We start from the raw sequence: 22813 nt of genomic DNA, 5'->3' as shown, positions 1-22813 counted from the left end.
TTCGGCCGGAATCGGCTAGAGTCTTTCAAGTCAGCGGAAACGTTGACTAGTGCGGATGTGGCGCAGTGGTAGCGCATCACCTTGCCAAGGTGAGGGTCGCGAGTTCGAATCTCGTCATCCGCTCGAATGGAATCGGCCGCAAGGTCGGTTCTTTTTGGTACGAATCCCATGTGGTGGGTTGGCCGAGAGGCGAGGCAGCGGCCTGCAAAGCCGTCTACACGGGTTCGAATCCCGTATCCACCTCCACTCCTGGAAAGTCTTTTCAGAGAATGGGCGATTGGCGCAGCGGTAGCGCGCTTCCCTGACACGGAAGAGGTCACTGGTTCGATCCCAGTATCGCCCACAGGCAAACCCCCGGTAGTTCGGGGGTTTTTCTTTGCCCAAAATGGCCGTGCCCGTCGCGGTCGAGGCGCGCCGCTAAAGTTATTGGGGTTCGAACAATACTGAGGAGTAATACACGTGGCTGACGGCTTTGAGCTATTCACCGACCGGTCCGTTGTCGCAATGCGCGTCAACGGCGAGCTCAAGGATCTCGCCACGACGGTGATTCCGACGGATGTCGTCGAACCGGTGACCATCGGCTCGCCGGACGGCCTCAGCATCCTGCGCCACTCGGCCGCTCACGTGCTCGCACAGGCCGTGCAGACCGTGAACCCGGCGGCGCGCCTGGGCATCGGCCCGCCCGTCACCGACGGTTTCTACTACGACTTCGACGTTGAAGAGGCATTCACCCCCGAGGACATCAAGTCGCTCGAGAAGGCCATGGACCGCATCATCCGCCAGGGCCAGCGGTTCGTGCGCCGCGTGGTCACCGACGACCAGGCCAGAGACGAACTCGCCGCCGAGCCGTACAAGCTCGAACTAATCGGGCTCAAGGGCGGGGCCGCCGAGACTGTCGACAACGAGTCCGTCGAGGTCGGCGGCGCCGAACTCACCATTTACGACAACGTGGACCCGAAGACGGGGGAGACGCTCTGGAAAGACCTCTGCCGCGGTCCCCACCTGCCGAACACGCGCATGATCGGCAACGGCTATTCCCTGACCCGTCTGGCCGCCGCCTACTGGCGCGGGTCCGAGAAGAACCCGCAGCTGCAGCGCATCTACGGCACCGCCTGGCCCACCAAGGACGAACTGCGCGCCTACCAAGCCCGCCAGGAGGAGGCCGCCAAACGCGACCATCGCAAGCTCGGCGCCGAACTCGACCTCTTCAGCTTCCCCGAGGAGATCGGCTCCGGCCTGCCCGTCTTCCACCCGAGGGGCGGCATCATCCGCCAGGAGATGGAGAACTACTCCCGCAAGCGCCACACCGAGGCCGGCTACGATTTCGTCTACACACCGCACATCACCAAGTCGAACCTCTTCGAGACGTCCGGTCACCTCGACTGGTACGCCGATGGCATGTTCCCGCCGATGAAACTCGACGCGGAGTACGACGCCGACGGCCACATGACCCGTCAGGGCGTCGACTACTACCTCAAGCCGATGAACTGCCCGTTCCACAACCTGATCTTCCGCTCCAGCGGCCGCAGTTACCGCGACCTGCCCATGCGCCTGTTCGAATTCGGATCGGTCTACCGCTACGAGAAGTCCGGCGTCGTGCACGGCCTCACCCGCGTGCGCGGCATGACCCAGGACGACGCGCACATCTACACGACCCGCGAAGGAATGAAGGAGGAGCTCACCAGCACCCTCAACTTCGTGCTCAAGCTGCTCGCCGACTACGGCCTCGAGGACTACTACCTCGAACTCTCCACGAAGGACCCGAAGAAATTCGTCGGCAGCGACGAGGCCTGGGCGGAAGCGACCGACACCCTGCGTGAAGTCGCCGAAGCATCCGGCCTCGAACTCGTGGCCGACCCGGGCGGCGCCGCCTTCTACGGCCCGAAGATCTCCGTGCAGGCCCGCGACGCGATCGGCCGCACCTGGCAGATGTCCACCATCCAGCTGGACTTCAACCTGCCGGAACGGTTCGACCTCGAGTACACCGCCCCCGACGGCTCCCGCCAGCGCCCGGTGATGATCCACCGGGCCCTGTTCGGTTCGATCGAGCGCTTCTTCGCCGTGCTCACCGAGCACTACGCCGGGGCGTTCCCGGTGTGGCTGTCCCCGGTGCAGGTCGTCGGCATCCCCGTGTCCGAACAGTACGGTCCCTACCTCGACGAAATCATCGGCCGGCTCGAGACGGCAGGCGTGCGCGCCCAGGTCGACCACTCCGACGACCGCATGCAGAAGAAGATCCGCAACCACACCAAGGCGAAGGTACCCTTCCAGCTGATCGTCGGCGAGGATGACCGCTCCAATCGCTCGGTGAGCTTCCGGTTCCGCGACGGCACCCAGGAGAACGGCGTACCGGCCGACGAGGCCATCCGTCGCATCATCGCCGCGATCCATACGCGCGCGCAGGTCACGACCCAGGGCCAGGTCTGAGATGGACACGCACAGCGACGAGTTCGAGGGGCTCGAGCAGTCGTCGGAGTTCGCCGCGGTTCCGGATGCCTTCCAACGGCTATGGACCCCGCACCGCCTGGTCTACATCCAGGACGGCCAGCAACCGCACCCGGATGACTGCCCCTTCTGCCTGGCCCCGAGCATGACCGACGAGAAGGCTCTGATTGTGGCCCGCGGCACGCACGCCTACGTGTTACTGAACCTGTTCCCGTATAACAGCGGACATCTGCTGGTCTGTCCCTACCGGCACGTCGCGACTTACGACGAGGCCAGTCCGGAGGAGGTCGCCGAGATCGGCAGTCTCACCCAGGTGGCCATGCGTGTGCTCAAGGCGGTGTCGCACTGCGACGGCTTCAACATCGGCATGAACCAAGGCCGTATTGCCGGCGCGGGCATTGCCGAGCACCTACACCAGCACATCGTTCCCCGCTGGGCGCTCGACTCGAACTTCTTCCCGATCATCGCCGGAACGAAGGCGATTCCCCGCCTCCTGGGCGATGTGCGGCGCGAAGTCGCCGAGGGCTGGCCCCAGGATGGCAACTAGCCGCATATACCCTCCACCGGCACCCGCCGGGCGGAATCAACACCACCCAAGGAATAGAATCAAAGCTATGACTGAAACCACTTCCGCCTTTGGTTCGAGCCGCGTCAAGCGTGGTCTCGCCGACATGATGAAGGGCGGCGTCATCATGGACGTCGTCAACGCCGAGCAGGCTCGCATCGCCGAGGACGCCGGTGCTGTCGCCGTCATGGCCCTGGAGCGGGTTCCCGCCGACATCCGTTCCCAGGGTGGCGTCGCCCGCATGAGTGACCCCGACCTGATCGACAGCATCATCGCCGAGGTATCCATCCCGGTGATGGCCAAGGCGCGCATCGGCCACTTCGTCGAGGCTCAAATCCTTCAGGCCCTGAACGTCGATTACATCGACGAGTCCGAGGTGCTGAGCCCGGCCGACTACGTCAACCACATCGACAAGTGGAACTTCACGGTCCCGTTCGTCTGTGGCGCGACCAACCTGGGTGAGGCGCTCCGCCGCATCAACGAGGGCGCGGCCATGATCAGGTCCAAGGGCGAAGCCGGCACCGGCGACGTCTCGGAGGCCATGAAGCACATCCGCACCATCAAGGGTGAGGTCGCCCGCCTGTCGGCTCTGAGCAAGGACGAACTGTACGTCGCCGCGAAGGAACTTCAGGCGCCGTACGAACTCGTCGCCGAGATCGCCGCCACCGGCAAGCTCCCCGTGGTGCTCTTCGTCGCGGGTGGCGTGGCCACCCCCGCCGACGCGGCCCTGATGATGCAGATGGGTGCGGACGGTGTATTCGTCGGCTCCGGCATCTTCAAGTCGGGCAACCCGCAGGCCCGCGCCAACGCCATCGTCAAGGCCGTCACCTTCTACGACGACCCCAGCGTCATCGCATCCGTCTCGCGCGGACTCGGCGAGGCCATGGTCGGCATCAACGTGTCCGATCTGGCTGCGCCGCACCGCCTCTCCGAGCGCGGCTGGTAACCACCCCTTCGTGAGCGTTGGAGTTCTCGCCCTGCAGGGTGACTTTCGTGAGCATGCCGAGGTACTGCGGTCCCTCGGCGCCGACGTCGAACTCATCCGCCGTCCGGAGGAACTGGCCCGCATCAGCGGGCTCGTGATCCCCGGCGGCGAATCCAGCGTCATGGACAAACTGGCCCGCGCGTTCGGCGTGGCGGAACCTCTGGCCGAGGCCGTGCGGGCCGGCCTGCCCGTCTACGGCACCTGCGCGGGCCTGATCATGCTCGCCGACACCGTCATCGACGGGATCGAAGGGCAGCAGAGCATCGGCGGCTTCGACATCGCCGTGCGTCGCAACGCCTTCGGTTCGCAGACGCTCTCCTTCGAGACCGACCTCGACGTGCCGGTGCTCGGTGAGCCGCCGGTGCATGCCATTTTCATCCGTGCCCCCGTGGTGGAGTCCGTCGGGACCCGGGCCCGCGCGATAGCCACGCTCTCGGACGGGCGCTGCGTCGCGGTCGAGCAGGACAACCTGCTCGGAACGTCATTCCACCCCGAGATCACCGGGGAGCACCGGTTCCACGACTATTTCCTGCAGAAGGTGGCCGCCGCCGACTTCCGCTACTAGGCTCCGGTCATGGCCGGCTGGGTGGCGCTCCTGCGCGGAATCAACGTCAATGGGATCACGATCACGATGACGGACCTGCGGTCCGTGTTCCGCGGGCTCGGTTACACGGATGTCCGCACGGTCCTGGCCAGCGGCAACGTGCTCTTCACGGCGAGCGAGCCGGATGCCGCGGCCCTCAAGGCCACAATCGAACGCGCTCTCTCCGACAACTTCGGTTATCAGGCGTGGATCGTCCTGCTTGGCGTTGACACCCTCGACAGGGTGGCGCGGGCGTTCCCATTCGATGCGGAGCGGGACGGTTGGCATCCGTATGTCGTGTTCGGATCGGCGCAGACCGCGCTCGACGAACTACTCGAGGCGGCCGCGGAACCGGACCCGGAAACGGAGCAGGTTCGGACCGGAACCGGCGTGCTCTACTGGCAGGTGCGCCGAAGCATCGGCATCAACAGCCCGTTCAGCAAGCTGAGCGGCAAGGCCCGGTACCGGTCGACCACGACCACCCGCAACCTCCGCACCCTGAACAAACTGATCGCCGCGGCCCCGGGCGCGTGAAGCCCGGCCCATCAGGCATCGCGGGTTAGAATGAGGCGCACCCCACGGTGCAGCGACCAATGGCACAAGTAGTGCAGCGACCAGCACGGCGGCGGCACCCCCGCGCCAATCGACAGGCACGTCACGACAGCCAAAGACAACGGGAGACTCATGTCCGGACATTCCAAGTGGGCGACAACAAAGCACCAGAAGGCGGTCACCGACTCGCGTCGGGCCAAGGCCTTCGCCAAGTTGATCAAGAACATCGAAGTCGCGGCCCGCATGGGTGGCGCCGACCTGTCGGGCAATCCGACCTTGGTCGACGCGATCCAGAAGGCCAAGAAGACCTCTGTTCCCAACGACAACATTGACCGTGCCGTCAAGCGCGGCGCCGGCCTGTCCGGCGAAGTAGTCGACTACACCACCATCATGTATGAGGGCTACGCCGCGCACGGCGTCGCCGTCATGATCGAGTGTTTGACCGACAACAAGAACCGCGCGGCCGCCGAGGTGCGCACCACCATGTCCAGAAACGGCGGCAACATGGCCGACCCCGGCAGCGTCGCGTACAACTTCCACCGCAAGGGCATCGTCGTCGTGCCGAAGAGCAACGGCCTCAGCGAAGATGACGTGCTCCTCGCCGTGCTCGACGCGGGCGCCGAAGAGGTCGTCGACGACGGTGAGAAGTTCGAGGTTTTTAGCGAAGCGCACGATCTCGTCGCGACCCGGACCGCCCTGCAGACAGCCGGGATCGACTACGACTCCGCCGACATCGCGTTCGTGCCCCAGCTCAAGGTCGAGGTCGACGCCGAGACCGCCCGCAAGGTGTTCCGGCTGATCGACGCCCTTGAAGAACTCGACGACGTGCAGAACATCTACAGTAACTACGACGTGTCGCCTGAGGTCATCGCGGAGCTTCAGGCCGAAGCCGAGTAGCGCGCTGTGTCGGTCCGGGTTCTGGGCATCGATCCCGGGCTGACCCGCTGCGGCGTCGGAATCGTAGACGTCGCCGCCAACCGATCCGCGTCCCTGGTTGACGTGACCGTGCTGCGCAGCTCGCCGGACTTGCCGCTCGAGCAGAGGCTCCTGTTGATCAGCCGGGGCCTGGAAGATTTGCTCGACCGGCACAAGCCGGTGGTCGTCGCCATCGAGAGGGTGTTCGCTCAGGACAATGTCAGCACCGTGATGGGCACCGCTCAGATGAGCGGCGTCGCGCTGCTCCTGGCGGCTCAGCGTGGGCTGACGGTCACCCTGCACACCCCGAGCGAGGTCAAGGCAGCCATCACCGGCTACGGGTCCGCCGACAAAGCCCAGGTCGGCGCCATGGTCGCACGGGTGCTGGGCCTGGCCGAGGTGCCCAAGCCCGCGGATGCCGCGGACGCGCTGGCCATCGCGATCTGCCATGCCTGGCGCACCGGGGCGGCCGGCGGCACCCTGCCCACGAGCGCCGACGTGGTCCCCGGCACCCTGACCCCGGCCCAGAAGGCGTGGCGCGCCGCCGAGCGCAGCGCAGTGTCGCCGGTGCCCCGTAGTCTGAAGCGGTGATTGCTTCCGTTCGTGGCCTTGTCCTGTCTGCCGTGGGTTCCACGGCCGTGATCGAGGTCGGGGGAGTCGGTCTGGCCGTACAGGTCACCCCGGCCACTGCGCTTTCCCTGCGCGTCGGCACGGAGGCCCGGCTTGCGACCACCCTTATCGTGCGCGAGGACTCGCTCACCCTCTTCGGATTCCCGTCCGCCGACGAACTCGAGGTCTTCGAGCTTTTGGTCGGCGTCACCGGGGTCGGCCCGAAATCGGCCCTTGGCGTACTCGCGGTGCTCAGCCCCGTCCAGATCGCTCAGGCCGTCTCGGCGGAAGACGACGGCGCTTTCCGCAAGGTCAGCGGCATTGGTCCGAAAACGGCCAAACTGATCGTGCTCTCCCTGGCCGGCAAGGTGTTCGTGACCGTCACGGCCGCGGCATCCGCCCGCCCGGAGCCCACCAGCGCGTCGGCGAACGTGCAGGCCGCCCTGATCGGGCTCGGCTGGTCGGAGAAGGTGGCGGCCGAGGCCGTCGACGAGACCCTCGCGGAGACCGTCGAACCCGGGCAGGTCGGCGTCGCAGCGCTCCTCCGCCTCGTACTCGTCAGGCTCGGCCCGGCCCAGCAGGCATCGGAGCGTCGCCCGTGACCGGCGCACAGGGTCTGGCCGGAGACCCCGGCGTGGAGCTCACCAGGCCGGAACTCGAGGGCGACGCCGAACTGGCCTTCGAGGGTGCCCTCCGTCCGCGCAGCCTCGGCGAGTTCGTCGGCCAGCAGAAGGTTCGCGGGCAGCTGCAGCTGCTCCTGACCGCAGCCACCATGCAGAGCCGTACCCCCGACCACATCCTGCTGGCCGGCCCGCCCGGACTCGGCAAGACCACTTTGGCCATGATCATCGCCTACGAGGGCAACCGCCCGCTGCGGATGTCCAGCGGCCCGGCCATCCAGCACGCCGGTGACCTGGCGGCGGTACTCTCCTCGCTGGTGCCCGGCGAGGTGCTGTTCATCGACGAGATCCACCGCATGGCCCGCTCCGCCGAGGAGATGCTCTATCTGGCGATGGAGGACTTCCGCATCGACATCATGGTCGGCAAGGGCGCCGGCGCCACCTCGGTTCCCCTCGACCTGGCACCGTTCACCCTGGTCGGCGCCACGACCCGGTCCGGACTGCTGCCCAACCCACTGCGCGACCGGTTCGGCTTCACCGCCCACCTCGAGTTCTACGCCGACCACGAGCTCGAGCAGGTGCTCGGCCGGGCAGCCAAACTGCTCGACCTGGCGATCGACACGGCCGCCATCGCTGAGATCGCCGGTCGGTGCCGCGGCACGCCCAGAATCGCCAACCGCCTGCTCCGGCGGGTGCGAGACTACGCGCTGGTGCACGGTGGAGACGCCGATGTGGCCGCGGTGCACGCGGCTCTCGAACTCTACGACGTCGACGCCATCGGGCTCGACCGGCTCGACCGGGAGGTGATGCGCATCATCCTGACTCGTTTTGGGGGAGGGCCGGTGGGTCTAAACACGCTCGCGGTGTCCGTGGGGGAGGAGTCCGAGACCATCGAGGCCGTCGTGGAGCCGTTCCTGGTGCGGATCGGCTTCCTGATGCGCACCCCGCGCGGCCGGGTGGCGACCGCGGAAGCGTGGCGGCATTTCGGCCTGACGGCCCCTCTGGTGGGTGGGCCGCCAATCCCTCTTATGCTGGATGACCTATAATTCGAGTTGGTTCGCCTCGAACCACTCGTGCTGGTTCTCCGAGCCAGACGCACAGACTTCGGCCCTCGCGCCGCAACCGGAAGGTCCCACAGTTTTATGGATCCGTTGACTCTCGTCATGCTCGCCGTTCTCGCGGCGCTCGTGTTCTTCATGTTCCGCAACAGCCGCAAACGCCAGAAGGACCTCGCTGCCCTGCAGGCCCAGATGGTCGTCGGCGCCGAGGTCATGACCAACTTCGGCATGTACGGAACCATCCTCGCGATTGACGAGGAGGCGAACAAGGTGGCCCTAGAGATCGCCCCGGGAACCGTCGTGCAGTTGCACCGTCAGACCATCGCCCGCGTGGTGGAGCCGATCGTGGCCGAGCCCGAAGATGAGGGCGTCGCCGAGCTGAACCAGGGCAGCGCCACCGTCATGGGCGAACCCGACTTCGGTCAGCGCGTTGCCGACACCGACGAAGAGCCCAAAAAGGGCGACGCCTAACCAATCCCTCTCCATGCCCGCGCCTCGGCGCGGGCATGAGCATGAGCATAGAAAGCTGAGTTCTCTGGTGGCAAAGTCGTCTCCGGCCAAGAAGGCCTGGCGTTCCCTCACGTGGCTGGGTGTGATCATCGTCGGCCTGATTGCGCTCAACACGGCCGGCGTGCTCACCGGCGGCGGATCCTGGACGCCCAAGCTGGCCCTGGACCTTGAGGGCGGCACGCAGATCATCCTCGCGCCGAAGCTCGAGTCCGGGCAGTCCGTCTCCTCGGAGCAGCTCAACGAGGCCGTGAAGATCATTCGGCAGCGCATCGACTCTGCAGGCGTCTCCGAGGCGGAGATCAACACCCAGGGTGGCCAGAACATCGTCGTGTCCATCCCCGGTGTGCCGGACGACGCGACGATCAACCGAATCGAGTCCTCCGCCAAGCTCGAGTTCCGACCGGTGCTCGTGGCCGGTGCCCCGTCCGCGGCCAGCGTCGGTGAGGACGTTGTCGGAGAGGACGGGGTCGCGACCCCGGTACCGACCCCCACGGTCGACCCGAGCCTGGAAAGCACCCCGACCGCGGTGCCCACCGACGGGAGCGACCTGAACTGGGTCACCCCCGCGCTCCAGGCCCAGTACGAGGCCTTCGATTGCAGCAAGATCGACACCACCAATGTGGCACCGGCGGCGGAGCCGCTTGTCACCTGTGAGGCCGACGGCTCCATCAAGTACATCCTCGGCCCGGTTGAAGTCAGCGGCGAGAACGTCTCCGACGCGACCAACGGCCAGCAGACCACGCAGAGCGGCGCCACGACCGGTGAATGGGTCGTCAACATCACCTTCGACGGAACCGGAACCAAGGCCTTCGCCGACGTCAGCACCCGGCTGAACGCGCTCACCGGAGCGCAGAACCAGTTCGCGATCGTGCTCGACGGCAACGTCATCTCGGCCCCGCGCACCCTGGCGGCCATCACCGACGGCAACGCGCAGATCAGCGGTGACTTCGACCAGGACTCGTCAAAGGCCCTGGCTGACCAGCTCAAGTTCGGCGCCTTGCCGATCAGCTTCACCGTGCAGAGCCAGGACACCATCTCGGCGACCCTGGGCTCCAGCCAGCTCACCGGCGGCCTGATCGCAGGCCTGATCGGACTAGTGCTGGTCGTGCTCTACTCGCTGATCCAGTACCGCCTGCTCGGCCTCGTCACCGTGGCGTCGCTTACGGTCGCGGCGATCATCACCTACCTGCTGATCACGATCCTCTCCTGGCGCGAAGGCTACCGGCTGTCTTTGGCCGGCGTCGCGGGTCTGATCGTCGCGATCGGCATCACCGCCGACTCCTTCATCGTCTACTTCGAGCGGGTGCGTGATGAGCTCCGGGACGGACGAGGGCTCGAATCCTCCGTCGAGGCCGGCTGGAAGCGCGCCCTGCGCACCATTCTCGCCTCCGACGCGGTCAACATCTTGGCCGCCGGCGTCCTGTTCATCGTCGCCGTCGGCAACGTCAAGGGCTTCGCCCTCACCCTGGGGCTGACCACACTCGTCGACGTGCTCGTGGTCATGCTCTTCACCCACCCGATGCTCCAGCTGCTGGCGCGCACGAAGTTCTTCAGCGACGGACACAAGTTCAGCGGCCTCGACCCGCGGGCCCTGGGCGCGACCTACCGCGGGCGGGCGAAATTCCGTCCTTCAAGCGATCTCCCTTCCGCCAAACTGTCCTCGGCCAGCCGTGAGGCAGCAAAGCGCCAGACCATCGCCGAGCGCAAGGCGTCAGAACTCGTCGGTTCCAGTGCGGATCGAACGACCGACGGGAAGGATTCCTAATGGCCAGCTTTTCCCAGTTCGGCAACGACCTGCACACGGGCAAGCGCTCGTTCGACATCGTCGGGCGGCGCAAGACCTGGTACCTGGTCGCGGTCGTGGCACTCTTCGTGGCCATCGTCGTTCCCCAGCTGCGTGGCGGCTTCGTCTTCGGCATCGAGTTCACGGGAGGCTCCGAGTTCAAGATCTCCCAGGTCGCCGACCAGGACCAGGGAGCTGCCGCCGACGCCGTGACCGAGGTCGTCCCGTTGGCGACGCCCAGGGTGTCGAGCGTCAGCAGCACCGGCATCCGCGTGCAGACCGACCAGCTCACCAGCGACGAGACCCGGGAGATTCGCGCCGCGCTGGCGGATGCGTACGCCGTGCCGATCGAGCAGGTCACCGCGTCCTTCATCGGTCCGGTCTGGGGCCAGGACATTACCGGCCAGGCCGTGCGCGGACTCCTCATCTTCCTCGTTCTCGCCGCCATCGGCATGGCACTGTACTTCCGCACCTGGAAGATGTCGCTCGCGGCCATGACCGCGCTGATGCACGACCTCGTCATCACGGCCGGGATCTACGGAATCACCGGTTTCGAGATCACCCCGGCCGCCGTGATCGGATTTCTCACGATCCTCGGCTACTCGCTCTACGACACGGTCGTGGTCTTCGACAAGATCCGCGAGAACACCTCGGAGGCGGGCGCCGATACGCGCACGTTCGCAGAATCCGTAAACCTAGCCGTCAACCAGACCCTGGTGCGCTCGATCAACACCTCCGTCGTCGCGGTGCTGCCGGTCGCCTCGATCCTGTTCATCGGAACGCTCGTGCTCGGGGCAGGAACCCTTCGGGACATCTCGCTGGCACTCCTGATCGGCATCATCGCCGGCGCCTACTCGACGATCTTCATCGCGTCGCCGCTGTACGCTCAAATCCGCTCCGCGGAGCCGGCCGTGCGCCGGGCCGACCAGAAGGTTCTCGCCCAGCGGGCGAAGGCCGGCCCCGCGCTGAAGGTGGCCGCCGAAGTCAGCGCCTAATAGTCGGCCCTGATCACCGCCGGAGGAGGCCCGCACCCGAGCCGGAAGTGGTACCCGATCCGGTTCGGGAGCAGTAATAATTGATCAAGCGGATGGAGGTGGCCAGATGACCGAACTGACGACTCCTCCTGCCTCCCCGGCACCGCTCCCGCCGGCATCCTTGCGGCGCCTCGTGCCTCGGATCTTTTCCCGGGCCCAGCCGGTCGGCGCGGTCGACACGCTGCTGAAAACCGTGCGGATGCACCATCCCAAGGTGGACCTCTCGATCATCGAGCGGGCCTACGTCACCGCGGAGCAGGCGCATGAGGGCCAGTTTCGCCGCAGCGGAGAACCGTACATCACCCATCCGGTCGCGGTCGCGCAGATCCTGGCGGATCTGGGCATCGGTCCCAAGACCGTCTCGGCGGCACTGCTGCACGACACCGTGGAGGACACCGAGTACACCCTCGACCAGCTGAGGCACGATTTCGGCGACGAGATCACCATGCTGGTCGACGGCGTCACCAAGCTGGACAAGGTCAAGTACGGCGACAGCACCCAGGCCGAGACCGTGCGCAAGATGATCGTGGCGATGTCCAAGGACATCCGTGTGCTGATCATCAAGCTCGCCGACCGACTGCACAACGCGCGCACCTGGGGATTCGTGCCTGCCGAGTCCGCGGTTCGGAAGGCGACCGAGACGCTGGAGATTTACGCGCCGCTCGCGCACCGTCTGGGGATCCAGGCCATCAAGTGGGAGCTTGAAGACCTCTCGTTCGCGGTGCTGTACCCCAAGCTCTACGCCGAGATCGACAGTCTTGTCAAGCAGCGCACTCCGCAGCGAGAAGAGTTCGTGCAGCACGTCATCGACTCGATCGTCGACGACCTGAAGGCCGCCCGCATTCGGGGCAAGGTCGCCGGCCGGCCCAAGCAGTACTACTCGATCTACCAGAAGATGGTCGTGCGCGGGCGCGAGTTCGACGACATCTACGATCTGGTCGGCATTCGAGTGCTCGTCAACTCGGTGCGGGACTGCTACGCGGTTCTCGGTGCAATCCACGCCCGGTGGACGCCGCTTCCCGGCCGGTTCAAGGACTACATCGCCACCCCCAAATTCAACCTGTACCAGTCGCTGCACACCACGGTTCTCGGCCCGAGCGGGCGCGCCGTGGAAATCCAGATCCGCACCCAGGAAATGCACCAGCGCGCCGAATTCGGCGTGGCCTCGCACTGGAAGTATAAGGAGCAGACCACAGGAAAGAGTTCCGGTCCGGGCCCGCAGAGCGACACCGACATGGCTTGGCTCGCCCACATCTCCGACTGGCAAGCCGAAACGGCCGACCCGGGGGAGTTCCTCGACTCGCTGCGCTACGAGATCGGTGCCAAAGAGGTCTACGTCTTCACCCCCAAGGGCCGGGTGATCGGTCTGCCGGCCGACGCCACCCCGGTCGACTTCGCCTACGCCGTGCACACCGAGGTCGGCCATCGCACCATGGGCGCCAAGGTCAACGGGCGCCTCGTCCCGCTGGAGAGCCCTCTCGTCACCGGTGACGTCGTCGAGGTGTTCACGTCGAAGAATCCCGACTCCGGCCCGAGCAAGGACTGGCTGAACTTCGTCAAGAGCCCCCGGGCCCGCAACAAGATCCGCCAGTGGTTCACCAAGGAGCGCCGCGACGAGGCGATCGAGCAGGGCCGCGACGCCATCGCGCGCGCTATGCGCAAGCAGAACCTGCCGCTGCAGAAACTGATGAACCAGGACTCCTTCGCCGAAGTTGCCGCGGTGATGAAGTATGAAGACGTCTCTGCGCTGTACGCCGCCGTCGGCGAGGGGCATGTGTCGACGCAGTCGGTGCTGGAGAAGGTGGTCGCCACCCTGCAGAGCGTCGAGGAGAGCGATGCCACGGACCTGCCGTTCGCGCTCCACGGCCGCACCCAGACGCTCCGCAACAGCGACTCGGGCATCCTCGTGCGCGGCGCCCCCGACATCCTGGTGAAGCTTGCCCGCTGCTGCACTCCCGTGCCGGGTGACAGGGTCGTGGGGTATATCACGCGCGGCGCCGGGGTATCGGTGCACCAGGCATCCTGTCGCAACGTGCAGTCCCTCCTCAAGGAACCCGAGCGCATGATCGACGTCGATTGGGCGCCCACTTCCAAGAGCCTGTTCCTGGTGCAGATCCAGATCGAGGCTCTCGACCGCTCCGGGTTGCTCTCCGACGTCACCCGAGTGCTGTCGGAGCATCACGTCAACATCCTGTCGGCGACGGTGCACACCTCCTCCGACCGACTCGCGATCAGCCGGTTCGTCTTCGAGATGGGCGACACCACTCACCTCGATCGCGTGCTCAATGCGGTGCGCCGTATCGACGCCGTTTATGACGTCTACCGCGTCAACGAGGGCTGAGCGGCCATTCAGCTCGCATTGGCCTCCCGGTAGAGACATCAGGTGGGGCGCGGATGCTCGTCGAGGTACCGTTGCACCTCCCGCAGTCGGGTCCGGGCAGGAGCCTTGAACGGCAGGTTGGGTGCCGCGCATAGGCGGCTGGCCGGGTCGGTGCTGGTGCAGCCGGCCAGGCGCAGCAGGGCGGCGATCAGGGCGACGCGGTCACCGTCGGTGGGCGCGTCGTGCCAGCGGACGAGGTCGACGGCGGTGCGCAGGGGCAGCGTAACCCGGAGGCCGGAGATCGCCTGAAGCTGGTCGGACGGGCAGTTGACCTCGCGGATCTGCATTCGGGGCGATGGGACCAGTTTCATTCGGGCGGAACTCTGCACGCAGAAGTGGTGGCGGCGAGGTTCCGGCGCCAGACCGTAGATCCAGGCCGCGGTCATCCGCTCGGCGATGGCCCGTGGGGACGCAAGCAGCAACCCGACGGCCCGGGCGCGTCGCACCCGGTCATCGACCTCGTCGACCGGGCACCAGAAGTCGCCCAGGGTGAAGAGTTCCCCGTCGAGACGGGCGCCGCACAGCTCCGCGAGCGGCAGGTCGTGGGCGGAGAGCACCACGGGAAGGCGTGAGTTCATCGACTGTGGGTTCATCGACTCAGCGTGCGGCCGGGTGCGTTCTCCCGCCCACGAAAAGCGGGGATCTGTGGACAGATCCCCGCTCGTCGTGCTGTGGACGGCCGGGCTACTGGCTGATGGCCTTCAGCCACGCCTTGCGGGCCTCGAGAGCCTCGGTGGCTTCCGTGATCGCCGCGGCATCCCCGCCGGCCTGCGCCGCGGCCAGTTCGGCCTCGAGCTTGACGATGGCATCGTGCAGCTGGCCGGCCAGACCCTCGGCGCGAGCCTTGGTCTCCGGGTTGTTGCGCTTCCAGTGGTCGTCGTCGAGCTTGCGCACGGCCGCCTCGACCTTGCGCATGCGGTCCTCGATGGACTTGACCGAGTCGCGCGGAACCTTGCCGATGGCGTCCCACCGGCGCTGGATGGAGCTCAGCGCGCTGCGCGCCTTGGCGCGGTCCGTCTCGGCCAGCAGAAGTTCGGCTTCGGTGAGCAACTCGACCTTGAGAGTCAGGTTGCCCGCGAACTCCTCGTCATCGTGCGCGTCGATTTCGGACTTGACCGAGTAGAGCACGTCGCCGGCTGCCTTGAACTTGGCCCACATGGCGTCGTCCTGCTTCTTGCCGCTGCGACCCGCGAGCTTCCACTCGTCGAGCAGAGTGCGGTACCCCGGGATGCCATCGGCGCCCTTGAGGGCGAGGGCCTCGGCCTGCTCGATCAGGTGCTGCTTGCGGTTGCGAACGTCCTTGTGGGCGCTGTCCAGCTCGGCGAAGAACGCCTTACGGTTCTGCTCGATCGTGGTGCGGGCCGCGCGGAACCGCTTCCACAGGTCATTGGCCTCGCCCTTGGGAATGCGCGGAGCATCGTGCTGGTGGGCCTGCCACTTCGCGAACAGGACCTCCAGGGCAGCGCTGGTCTGCTTCCACTGTGTCTTGGCCGGGTCTTCGGCGGCGAGAGCCTCGGCCTCGGCGACGATCGCGGCACGCTCGGCGACGGCGGCGGTCGCTGCGGCCTTCGCCTCGGCGCCCTGCTGCTCGGTGAGCTCGGTCACCGCGCCGCCGAGGGCACCCAGGCGGGTGGCCAAGGCTGCCAGGTTGCCGACCGCGTTGGCGTTCGCCACGGCCTCCGTCAGATGTTTGACGGACTTCGCGATATCTGCGGCAGGTGCCCCACCCTTGGCGCGCTGTTCGAGAAGCGTGACCTGGCCGTTGAGCTCAACGTATTTCCGTTCGAAGTAGGCAAGCGCCTCTTCCGGCGTCGCGTCGGGATACTGTCCCACGGCGCGCTCGCCTGTCGCTTCGCGCACGTAAACCGTGCCGGTATCGTCTACGCGACCCCATGGTTGCTGATCTGTCGCAGTCAAGAGCCTCACCTTATTGATGTCGTTGTGTGCTCACAAGTGAGCCAATACCCGGTCAAGCCTATTGCAAGCCCGCGCGCTGTTCGTCTGTTCTACTGAACTGATACCTGAGTGATGCTGGTCGGCACCTGAGGGGTGCCGTCCGAAGAGCCGTCGGCGACGCCGGCAGCCGTGATCTGCGCTTTGATTTCGTCCAGTCCATCGGTCACCCGGCCGAGCACCGTGTAGCCGCCGACCGCGTCGGCGGGGATGGTCGTGTCGTCGTAGACGATGAAGAACTGGCTGCCCATACTGTAGGCGTTGCCGCCCTGGCGGGCCATGGCCAGTGTGCCGGCTGGGTACACATCGTCGGCCGGGGCGTTTTCAATCGGTCCATAGCTGTAGCCGGGGCCACCCGATCCCGTTCCGGTCGGGTCCCCGCACTGCAGCACGAAGAAACCGCCGTCGGTGAGCCGGTGGCAGGTCACGTCCTGGTAGAAGCCGGTGGTGATCAGGTTGATGGTCGAGGACACCGCCTGAGGGGCGAGGGCTCCGTCGAGCTCGATCTCAAGCGGAATGCCGTTGAGGGCCAGCGTGCCGGTCCAGGTGCGGTCTTCCGCCAGGGTGCTGGGCGGCACCTCGCCGCTGTTCGCGCTGTCGGACGGTGCGGCCGACGCGGAGGGGGAAGCGGTGTCGGCGGCGGAGGGTGCCGGGCTGCCGGAGCCTCCGGTGACGAACAGGACCTGCGCGCCGACGGCCAGCGCCACGACCACGGCCACGCTGACACCGGCGATGCGGTTGTCCCGCCGACGCCGCTTCACCTGGTGCGCATTCACCGAACGCCGAGCCTGAAAGGCGCGCACTCGCACGCGCGCCTCGCGGGCTTCACGGTCCTGCTTCTTGTTCGTTACCACGTCGTAGCCTCCAGGCGGCCTCCATCGGAAGGCCCGATCGAACGGGGACGGCTCCAGCGTCTGGCGCCCGAACCATGTTGAACTCTACGCAACCCGGAGAGGGCAGACAAACATCCGCTCCGGGCAGCACCGGTTCAGGATCGGCCCGGTCACCGGCACAAACTACGCTGGACCCATGGTGGATTCACAACCGGGACTGCGCAGCGGGGCCACACCCCTCGCCGTACGGATGCGCCCGACGAGCCTCGAGGAGGTCGCCGGTCAGAAGCATCTGCTCACACCGGGCTCCCCGCTGGTCAGCCTGGCCAGTGACAAGACCGGGGAGCAGGGCGCGGTCTCCGTCATCCTGTGGGGCCCGCCCGGCACCGGCAAGACCACCCTGGCCCAGGCCATCGCGCGCAGCTCGGGCCGTCGGTTCGTCGAGCTGTCCGCGGTGTCGGCCGGAGTGCGGGACGTGCGCCAGGTAATGGACGAGGCGCGCACCAGCCGGGACCTCTACGGACTCTCTACCGTGCTCTTCCTGGACGAGATCCACCGGTTCAGCAAGGCGCAGCAGGACGCTCTCCTGCCCGGGGTGGAGAACGGTGTCATCATCCTCGTGGCCGCGACCACCGAGAACCCGTCCTTCTCCGTGATCTCGCCGCTGCTGTCCCGCTCCCTGCTGCTCACCCTCGAAACGCTCAGCGACGACGATCTCGGTGTCGTTGTCGACCGGGCCGTGGTCGACCCGCGCGGCCTGGCCGACCGGTTCGTGCTCGACCCCGAAGCCAGGGCCGCGATCATCCGGCTCGCGTCGGGTGACGCCCGACGGGCGCTGACCGCCCTGGAGGCCGGTTCGGTGGCGGCGGCGTCCTCCGTCGACGCCGAGTCCGACGCGAAGCCGGTCATCACCACCGAGGTCGTCGCCCTCGCTGTCGACCGTGCGCTTCTGCGCTACGACCGCAACGGCGATGAGCACTACGACGTCATCAGCGCCTTCATCAAATCGGTGCGCGGCTCGGATGTCGACGCGTCCCTCCACTATCTCGCGCGCATGATCGAGGCCGGCGAAGATCCCCGGTTCATCTGCCGCCGCATCATCGTGCTGGCCTCCGAAGACATCGGCATGGCCGACCCTCAGGCGCTGGTGATCGCCATCGCCGCCGCCGACGCCGTGCAATACATCGGCATGCCCGAGGGCCGCATCCCGCTCGCCCAGGCCGTCGTGCACCTGGCCACCGCACCCAAGTCCAACGCGGCCTACATGGCCCTGGATGCGGCGATCGCCGACGTGCGGAACGGCAAGACCGGCCGGGTGCCCAAACCGTTGCGGGATGCGCACTACCCAGGCGCCAAACGCCTCGGCCACGGCAAGGGCTACAAGTATCCCCACGACGTCGCCCTCGGCGTGCTGGCCCAGCAGTACCCGCCGGACGAGCTCGCCGAGGTGCGCTATTACGAGCCCACCGAGCACGGCCATGAGCGCGAGATCTCGGCCCGCCTCGCCAAGTTGCGCAAGATCATCCGTGCCCGCTGAACGGAACGGCCGAAGGACCCGATGTGCTAACCTGAACGCTGCCTACAAATGGAATCGGCATGCGGCTGCGTCCGATTCCGGATTGGATGGTTTCGCCCTGTAGCCGGGCGTGCCATGGCACCACCCCTCTGAACTCCCATGACGTTGAGGCTGTGCTGTCTGACTGCGCGGCCCCCGCCCTGGTTTCCCCTTGTTTGCAGTTCCATCGAAAGGACACCGTGTCTACCAAGTCACGTACCCGCAGTAAGACCCGCCTCTCGCGGGCCCTGGGCATCGCCCTGACCCCGAAGGCCGCTCGCTACCTGGAGAAGCGTCCGTACGCACCGGGCGAGCACGGTCGCACCAAGCGCAAGACCGACTCCGACTACGCCGTTCGCCTCCGCGAAAAGCAGCGCTTACGTGCCCAGTACGGCATCCGCGAAGCCCAGCTCAAGATCGCGTTCGAGGAAGCTCGCCGCGCCCAGGGACTGACCGGTGAGAACCTCGTCGAGATCCTCGAGACCCGTCTCGACGCTCTTCTCGTTCGCTCCGCGATCGCCCGCACCACCGCCCAGGCCCGTCAGATGATCGTGCACCGTCACATCCTGATCGACGGCCAGCTGGTCGACCGTCCGTCCTTCCGCGTGAAGCCGGGACAGCTCATCCACGTCAAGCCCAAGAGCGAGGCCATGGAGCCGTTCCAGGTCGCAGCCGCCGGCGGTCACGTCGACGTCCTGCCCAAGCTCCCCGCCTACCTTGAGGTCGAGATCGACAAGCTGCAGGCCCGCCTCGTGCGCCGCCCGAAGCGCATCGAAATCCCCGTGACCTGCGAAGTCCAGCTCGTCGTCGAGTACTACGCGGCCCGCTAGGCTCCTTTTCACCCGCACCGCCGTCAGGCGCTGCAACTGAACTACGCTGGAGAGCGGATCACCCTGGGGTGGTCCGCTCTTTGCGTACGCGCACCTGGCTCGTGAATGTCGAATCTGGAATGGATGGTTGGTCAATGTCTGGTGGAGATATTGTCGGGCTCGTATTCGCCGCTGCCTTCGTGATGCTGGTCGGGTTCCTGGCCCTGCCCCTGGTCAAGCTCGGTCGCGTCTTCGACGAGACGACCGCGGCCATCCGCGACCTGACCCACACCGTCACCCCACTGCTCGAGGAATCCACCAAGACGATTCAGGAGACCAACGCGCAGTTGGCCCGGGTGGACACCATCACCTCGAACGTGGCGGATGTCACGGGCAACGTCTCCGCTCTGGTCGCCCTCGTCTCGGCGACCGTCGGCGGCCCGCTGGTCAAACTGGCCGGCTTCTCCGCGGGGGTTCGCGCGGCTCTCGGGGCTGCCCGCCCGGGCGGCACCCGCCGCCGCCGCCACAGGTAGTCGGGTACTCTGGAACGGAGCCGGCCCGTCTGGGATTCGCCGGTCAGACGGTCGTTCCAGACGTTCAACCGCCGTGAACCGACCTTTTCACCACTTTTCAGGGTCTGCACACATATTCAGGGAGCATTGCTATGAAGAATTTCATCTGGTTTGTCGTCGGCGTCACCACCGGGCTGCTCATCGCCCGCGAAGCCGGCAAGACGCGTCAGGGGAAGCAATTCTTCGCCGATCTGGACACCAAGGCGCGCGAATTCGGTGAGGCCATCTCGGACGGCTACCGCAAGCGTGAGGCCGAGCTGCGGGACGCCATCGGCGACATCGCGTCGGAGACCGAAGTCACGATCGAAAAACTCGCCCAGTAAGTACTCGGCCAGTACGTGCTCGCCAGGTAGGAATCATCCATATCTTTTTCACTACAACGAACTACGGAACTAATGCAGACTGCTGAAATTCGCGGGCGCTGGCTCGACTTCTTTGCCGATCGCGGTCACACCGTCGTCCCCTCCGCTTCGCTTGTCAGCGACGACCCCACACTCCTGTTCACGGTGGCCGGGATGGTCCCGTTCGTACCGTATTTGACCGGTCTCGTGCCGCCCCCCTACCCGCGAGCGACGAGTGTTCAGAAATGCATCCGCACCAACGACATCGAAGAGGTCGGCAAGACCCCGCGTCACGGCACCTTCTTCCAGATGAACGGTAACTTCTCGTTCGGCGACTACTTCAAGGAACAGGCGATCGGTTACGCCTGGGAACTGCTCACCAGCTCGGATGCCGATGGCGGCTACGGCTTCGCCGAGAAGGACCTCTGGGTCACCGTCTACGAGGACGACGACGAGGCCTTCCGGTACTGGCGCGCCCTCGGCCTGCCCGAGCACCGCATCCAGCGTCTCGGCATGGACACAAACTACTGGTCGACCGGTCAGCCCGGGCCTGCCGGGCCCTGCTCCGAGATCTTCTTCGACCGCGGCCCGGCCTACGGCATCGACGGCGGCCCGGCCACCGACGACGACCGGTACGTCGAAATCTGGAACCTCGTCTTCATGCAGTACCTCCGCGGCGAGGGCACCAGCAAGAACGACTTTGTCATCCTCGGCGACCTGCCGAAGAAGAACATCGACACCGGCATGGGGCTCGAACGTGTCGCCTTCCTCAAACAGGGCGTTCAGAACATGTACGAGATCGACCAGGTGCGCCCGGTCCTCGACCGGGCCGCGGAACTGTCCGGTCGCCGCTACGGGGCCGGTCACGACGACGACGTGCGGATGCGCATCGTCGCTGACCATGTGCGGTCGTCCCTGATGCTGATGAGCGACGGAGTGATGCCGTCCAACGAGGGCCGCGGGTACATCCTGCGCCGCCTGATGCGCCGCAGCGTGCGTGCCATGCGCCTCCTCGGCGTCGACGCCGCGACCTTTCCCGAATTGTTTCCGGCCTCGCGCGACGCCATGGCCGGCGCGTACCCCGAGGTCAAGGCCGACTACGCCCGCATCAGCCAGGCCGCTTATGCCGAAGAGGAGACCTTCCTGCGCACCCTCGCCAGTGGCAGCGCCGTGCTCGACCTCGCCGTCGCGAAGACCAAAAAAGCGGACCAGGTCGTTCTGCCGGGCGACACCGCGTTCCTCCTGCATGACACCTACGGCTTCCCGATCGAGATCACCCTCGAGATGGCCGAGGAGGCCGGGCTCAGCGTCAACCGCGAGGCCTTCGACACACTGATGGCCAAGCAGCGCGCGATGGCCAAGGCCGACGCCAAGGCCAAGAAGACGCACCTCGCCGACCTGTCGGTCTACAGCGCATTCCGCGCGGCGGGGGAGACCGTCTTCACGGGCTACGACGCCCTGCAGACCGAATCCAGCGTGCTCGGGATCATCGTCAACGGTCTCTCCGTCGACCGCGCCGTCTCCGGTGACATCGCCGAGGTGATCCTCGCCGAGACGGCCCTGTACGCGGAGTCCGGCGGGCAAGAGGCCGATGCCGGTTTGATCGTGGGCACCGGCTACGAGCTCGAGGTGCTCGACGTGCAGAAGCCCGTCAAGGGCCTGATCAGCCACAAGGTGCAGGTGCGGTCCGGCGAGGTCGGCGTCGGGGACTCCGCCACCAGCGTCGTCGACCCCGACTGGCGCCGCGGTGCCCGGCAGGCGCACTCCGGCACGCACGTGCTGCATGCCGCCCTCCGCCAGGTGCTCGGCCCGAACGCCCACCAGTCCGGCTCGTACAACAAGGCCGGTTTCTTCCGCCTCGACTTCTCCTGGAACCAGGCACTTTCCCCGGCAACCCGAAGCGAGATCGAAGAGATCTCCAACAACGCCATCCGGGACAACCTGCCCGTGCTCACCCGGGAGCTGCCCCTGGCCGAGGCGAAGGCTCTCGGAGCGATGGCCCTGTTCAGCGAGAAGTACGGCGATCGAGTCCGCGTCGTCGATATCGGCGGCCCCTGGTCTCGCGAACTCTGCGCGGGAACCCACGTAGCCTCCAGCGCCGAGATCGGCATGATCAACCTGGTCAGCGAGGGTTCTGTCGGTTCCACGAACCGCCGGGTGGAGTCGTTGGTCGGCCTCGAGGCCTTCCGCGACCTGGCCGCCGAGCGCGCCCTTGTCTCCCAGCTGACCTCACACCTGAAGACGCCGCGGGAGCAGTTGCCAGAGCGCATCAACGAGCTCGTGCAGAGCCTCAAGGCCGCCGAGAAGAAGATCGCCGCGTTCGAGGCGCGGGCCCTCTCCGACAGGGTGCCTGCCCTCGTCGCCTCGGCAAAGCTGGTCGGTTCCGTCACTGTCGTGGCCGAGCAGGTCGGCACGCTGGGCTCCGCTGACGACCTGCGGATGCTGGTCACGGCCACCCGCACGCAGCTCGGCAGCACCCCGGCGGTCGTGGCCCTCGCGGCCGTGGTCGCCGACAAGCCCGTCGTCATCGTGGCCACCAACCCCGCGGCCCGGGAGGCCGGGCAGCGTGCGGGAGTCCTGGCGAAGCAGGTCGCCGGCATCCTCGGCGGCGGCGGCGGCGGCAAGGACGACCTCGCCCAGGGCGGCGGCACCGACGCAGCAGCCATCCCGAACGCCCTCGCGGCCGTTCGATCCGCCGTAGCAGGCTGAAC

Annotated in this window: 21 protein-coding genes and 3 tRNA genes; 21 read left to right on the top strand and 3 right to left on the bottom strand. The window is 66.6% G+C overall.

Annotation, left to right across the window (positions count from 1 at the left end; translation table 11 throughout):
- Positions 1 to 51 precede the first annotated feature (51 nt).
- The 16 genes from E3O18_RS01630 (at position 52) to E3O18_RS01555 (ending at position 14000) form a co-directional block, all read left to right on the top strand.
- A tRNA-Gly gene (locus E3O18_RS01630) sits at positions 52 to 123 on the top strand.
- 49 nt (positions 124 to 172) lie between these two features.
- Positions 173 to 246, top strand: a tRNA-Cys gene (locus E3O18_RS01625).
- 25 nt (positions 247 to 271) lie between these two features.
- Positions 272 to 343: transfer RNA gene (locus E3O18_RS01620), tRNA-Val, on the top strand.
- A 161-nt stretch (positions 344 to 504) separates the two neighbouring features.
- Positions 505 to 2427, top strand: coding sequence for a threonine--tRNA ligase (gene thrS / locus E3O18_RS01615; protein ID WP_241973251.1), 1923 nt, complete (start codon positions 505 to 507; stop codon positions 2425 to 2427).
- A gap of 1 nt (position 2428) precedes the next feature.
- Positions 2429 to 2992 (top strand): HIT domain-containing protein, encoded by a 564-nt coding sequence (locus E3O18_RS01610; RefSeq protein ID WP_104100482.1) that lies wholly within the window; start codon positions 2429 to 2431, stop codon positions 2990 to 2992.
- A 67-nt stretch (positions 2993 to 3059) separates the two neighbouring features.
- A complete protein-coding gene (gene pdxS, locus E3O18_RS01605) occupies positions 3060 to 3956 on the top strand; it encodes a pyridoxal 5'-phosphate synthase lyase subunit PdxS (RefSeq protein WP_134396152.1) in 897 nt (298 codons plus the stop codon).
- 10 nt (positions 3957 to 3966) lie between these two features.
- Positions 3967 to 4560 (top strand): pyridoxal 5'-phosphate synthase glutaminase subunit PdxT, encoded by a 594-nt coding sequence (pdxT, locus tag E3O18_RS01600; protein ID WP_134396151.1) that lies wholly within the window; start codon positions 3967 to 3969, stop codon positions 4558 to 4560.
- Positions 4561 to 4569: 9 nt separating this feature from the next.
- Positions 4570 to 5112, top strand: a complete 543-nt coding sequence (locus E3O18_RS01595) for a DUF1697 domain-containing protein (protein ID WP_134417296.1) — start codon at positions 4570 to 4572, stop codon at positions 5110 to 5112.
- Between the two features lie 150 nt (positions 5113 to 5262).
- On the top strand, positions 5263 to 6027 hold the full coding sequence (locus E3O18_RS01590; RefSeq protein ID WP_104100486.1) for a YebC/PmpR family DNA-binding transcriptional regulator: 765 nt from the start codon (positions 5263 to 5265) through the stop codon (positions 6025 to 6027).
- Positions 6028 to 6033: 6 nt separating this feature from the next.
- A complete protein-coding gene (ruvC, locus tag E3O18_RS01585) occupies positions 6034 to 6636 on the top strand; it encodes a crossover junction endodeoxyribonuclease RuvC (protein ID WP_134396149.1) in 603 nt (200 codons plus the stop codon).
- Positions 6633 to 7256, top strand: a complete 624-nt coding sequence (ruvA, locus tag E3O18_RS01580; protein ID WP_134396148.1) for a Holliday junction branch migration protein RuvA — start codon at positions 6633 to 6635, stop codon at positions 7254 to 7256. The genes ruvC and ruvA overlap by 4 nt, the downstream gene beginning before the upstream one ends.
- Before the next feature lie 32 nt (positions 7257 to 7288).
- A complete protein-coding gene (ruvB, locus tag E3O18_RS01575; protein ID WP_104171055.1) occupies positions 7289 to 8320 on the top strand; it encodes a Holliday junction branch migration DNA helicase RuvB in 1032 nt (343 codons plus the stop codon).
- Between the two features lie 96 nt (positions 8321 to 8416).
- Complete coding sequence (yajC, locus tag E3O18_RS01570) at positions 8417 to 8803, top strand: preprotein translocase subunit YajC (RefSeq protein WP_104100489.1); 387 nt, start codon at positions 8417 to 8419, stop codon at positions 8801 to 8803.
- Positions 8804 to 8870: 67 nt separating this feature from the next.
- Positions 8871 to 10607 carry a protein translocase subunit SecD gene (gene secD, locus E3O18_RS01565; RefSeq protein WP_134396147.1) on the top strand — a complete coding sequence of 579 codons (1737 nt, stop codon included), beginning with the start codon at positions 8871 to 8873 and terminating at the stop codon, positions 10605 to 10607.
- Complete coding sequence (gene secF / locus E3O18_RS01560) at positions 10607 to 11620, top strand: protein translocase subunit SecF (RefSeq protein ID WP_134397304.1); 1014 nt, start codon at positions 10607 to 10609, stop codon at positions 11618 to 11620. The genes secD and secF overlap by 1 nt, the downstream gene beginning before the upstream one ends.
- A gap of 106 nt (positions 11621 to 11726) precedes the next feature.
- Entirely contained in the window at positions 11727 to 14000 is a 2274-nt protein-coding gene (locus E3O18_RS01555) for a bifunctional (p)ppGpp synthetase/guanosine-3',5'-bis(diphosphate) 3'-pyrophosphohydrolase (protein WP_134396145.1), read from the top strand.
- Between the two features lie 38 nt (positions 14001 to 14038).
- Here the strand turns inward: E3O18_RS01555 and E3O18_RS01550 are convergent, their stop codons facing one another.
- The 3 genes from E3O18_RS01550 to E3O18_RS01540 form a co-directional block, all read right to left on the bottom strand.
- Complete coding sequence (locus E3O18_RS01550; RefSeq protein ID WP_134396144.1) at positions 14039 to 14617, bottom strand: hypothetical protein; 579 nt, start codon at positions 14615 to 14617, stop codon at positions 14039 to 14041.
- 106 nt (positions 14618 to 14723) lie between these two features.
- Positions 14724 to 15956, bottom strand: a complete 1233-nt coding sequence (locus E3O18_RS01545; RefSeq protein WP_134417294.1) for a DUF349 domain-containing protein — start codon at positions 15954 to 15956, stop codon at positions 14724 to 14726.
- 89 nt (positions 15957 to 16045) lie between these two features.
- A complete protein-coding gene (locus E3O18_RS01540; RefSeq protein ID WP_134396142.1) occupies positions 16046 to 16846 on the bottom strand; it encodes a peptidylprolyl isomerase in 801 nt (266 codons plus the stop codon).
- 175 nt (positions 16847 to 17021) lie between these two features.
- Here E3O18_RS01540 and E3O18_RS01535 point away from each other — a divergent pair, with 175 nt between their 5' ends.
- From E3O18_RS01535 to alaS, 5 genes are all read left to right on the top strand, one after another.
- On the top strand, positions 17022 to 18362 hold the full coding sequence (locus E3O18_RS01535; RefSeq protein ID WP_134396141.1) for a replication-associated recombination protein A: 1341 nt from the start codon (positions 17022 to 17024) through the stop codon (positions 18360 to 18362).
- A 218-nt stretch (positions 18363 to 18580) separates the two neighbouring features.
- Complete coding sequence (rpsD, locus tag E3O18_RS01530) at positions 18581 to 19210, top strand: 30S ribosomal protein S4 (protein WP_104100497.1); 630 nt, start codon at positions 18581 to 18583, stop codon at positions 19208 to 19210.
- Positions 19211 to 19344: 134 nt separating this feature from the next.
- Entirely contained in the window at positions 19345 to 19722 is a 378-nt protein-coding gene (locus E3O18_RS01525) for a DUF948 domain-containing protein (protein ID WP_134396140.1), read from the top strand.
- Between the two features lie 131 nt (positions 19723 to 19853).
- Positions 19854 to 20084 (top strand): hypothetical protein, encoded by a 231-nt coding sequence (locus E3O18_RS01520; RefSeq protein ID WP_134396139.1) that lies wholly within the window; start codon positions 19854 to 19856, stop codon positions 20082 to 20084.
- Between the two features lie 72 nt (positions 20085 to 20156).
- A complete protein-coding gene (gene alaS, locus E3O18_RS01515; RefSeq protein ID WP_134417292.1) occupies positions 20157 to 22811 on the top strand; it encodes an alanine--tRNA ligase in 2655 nt (884 codons plus the stop codon).
- The last annotated feature ends 2 nt before the right edge of the window (positions 22812 to 22813 follow it).

It is taken from the genome of Cryobacterium sp. TMT2-42-4, assembly GCF_004402645.1.
GTDB lineage: Bacteria > Actinomycetota > Actinomycetes > Actinomycetales > Microbacteriaceae > Cryobacterium > Cryobacterium sandaracinum.
Note: the sequence above shows the minus strand (reverse complement) of the source record. Positions and strands in the feature narration are given on the sequence as shown.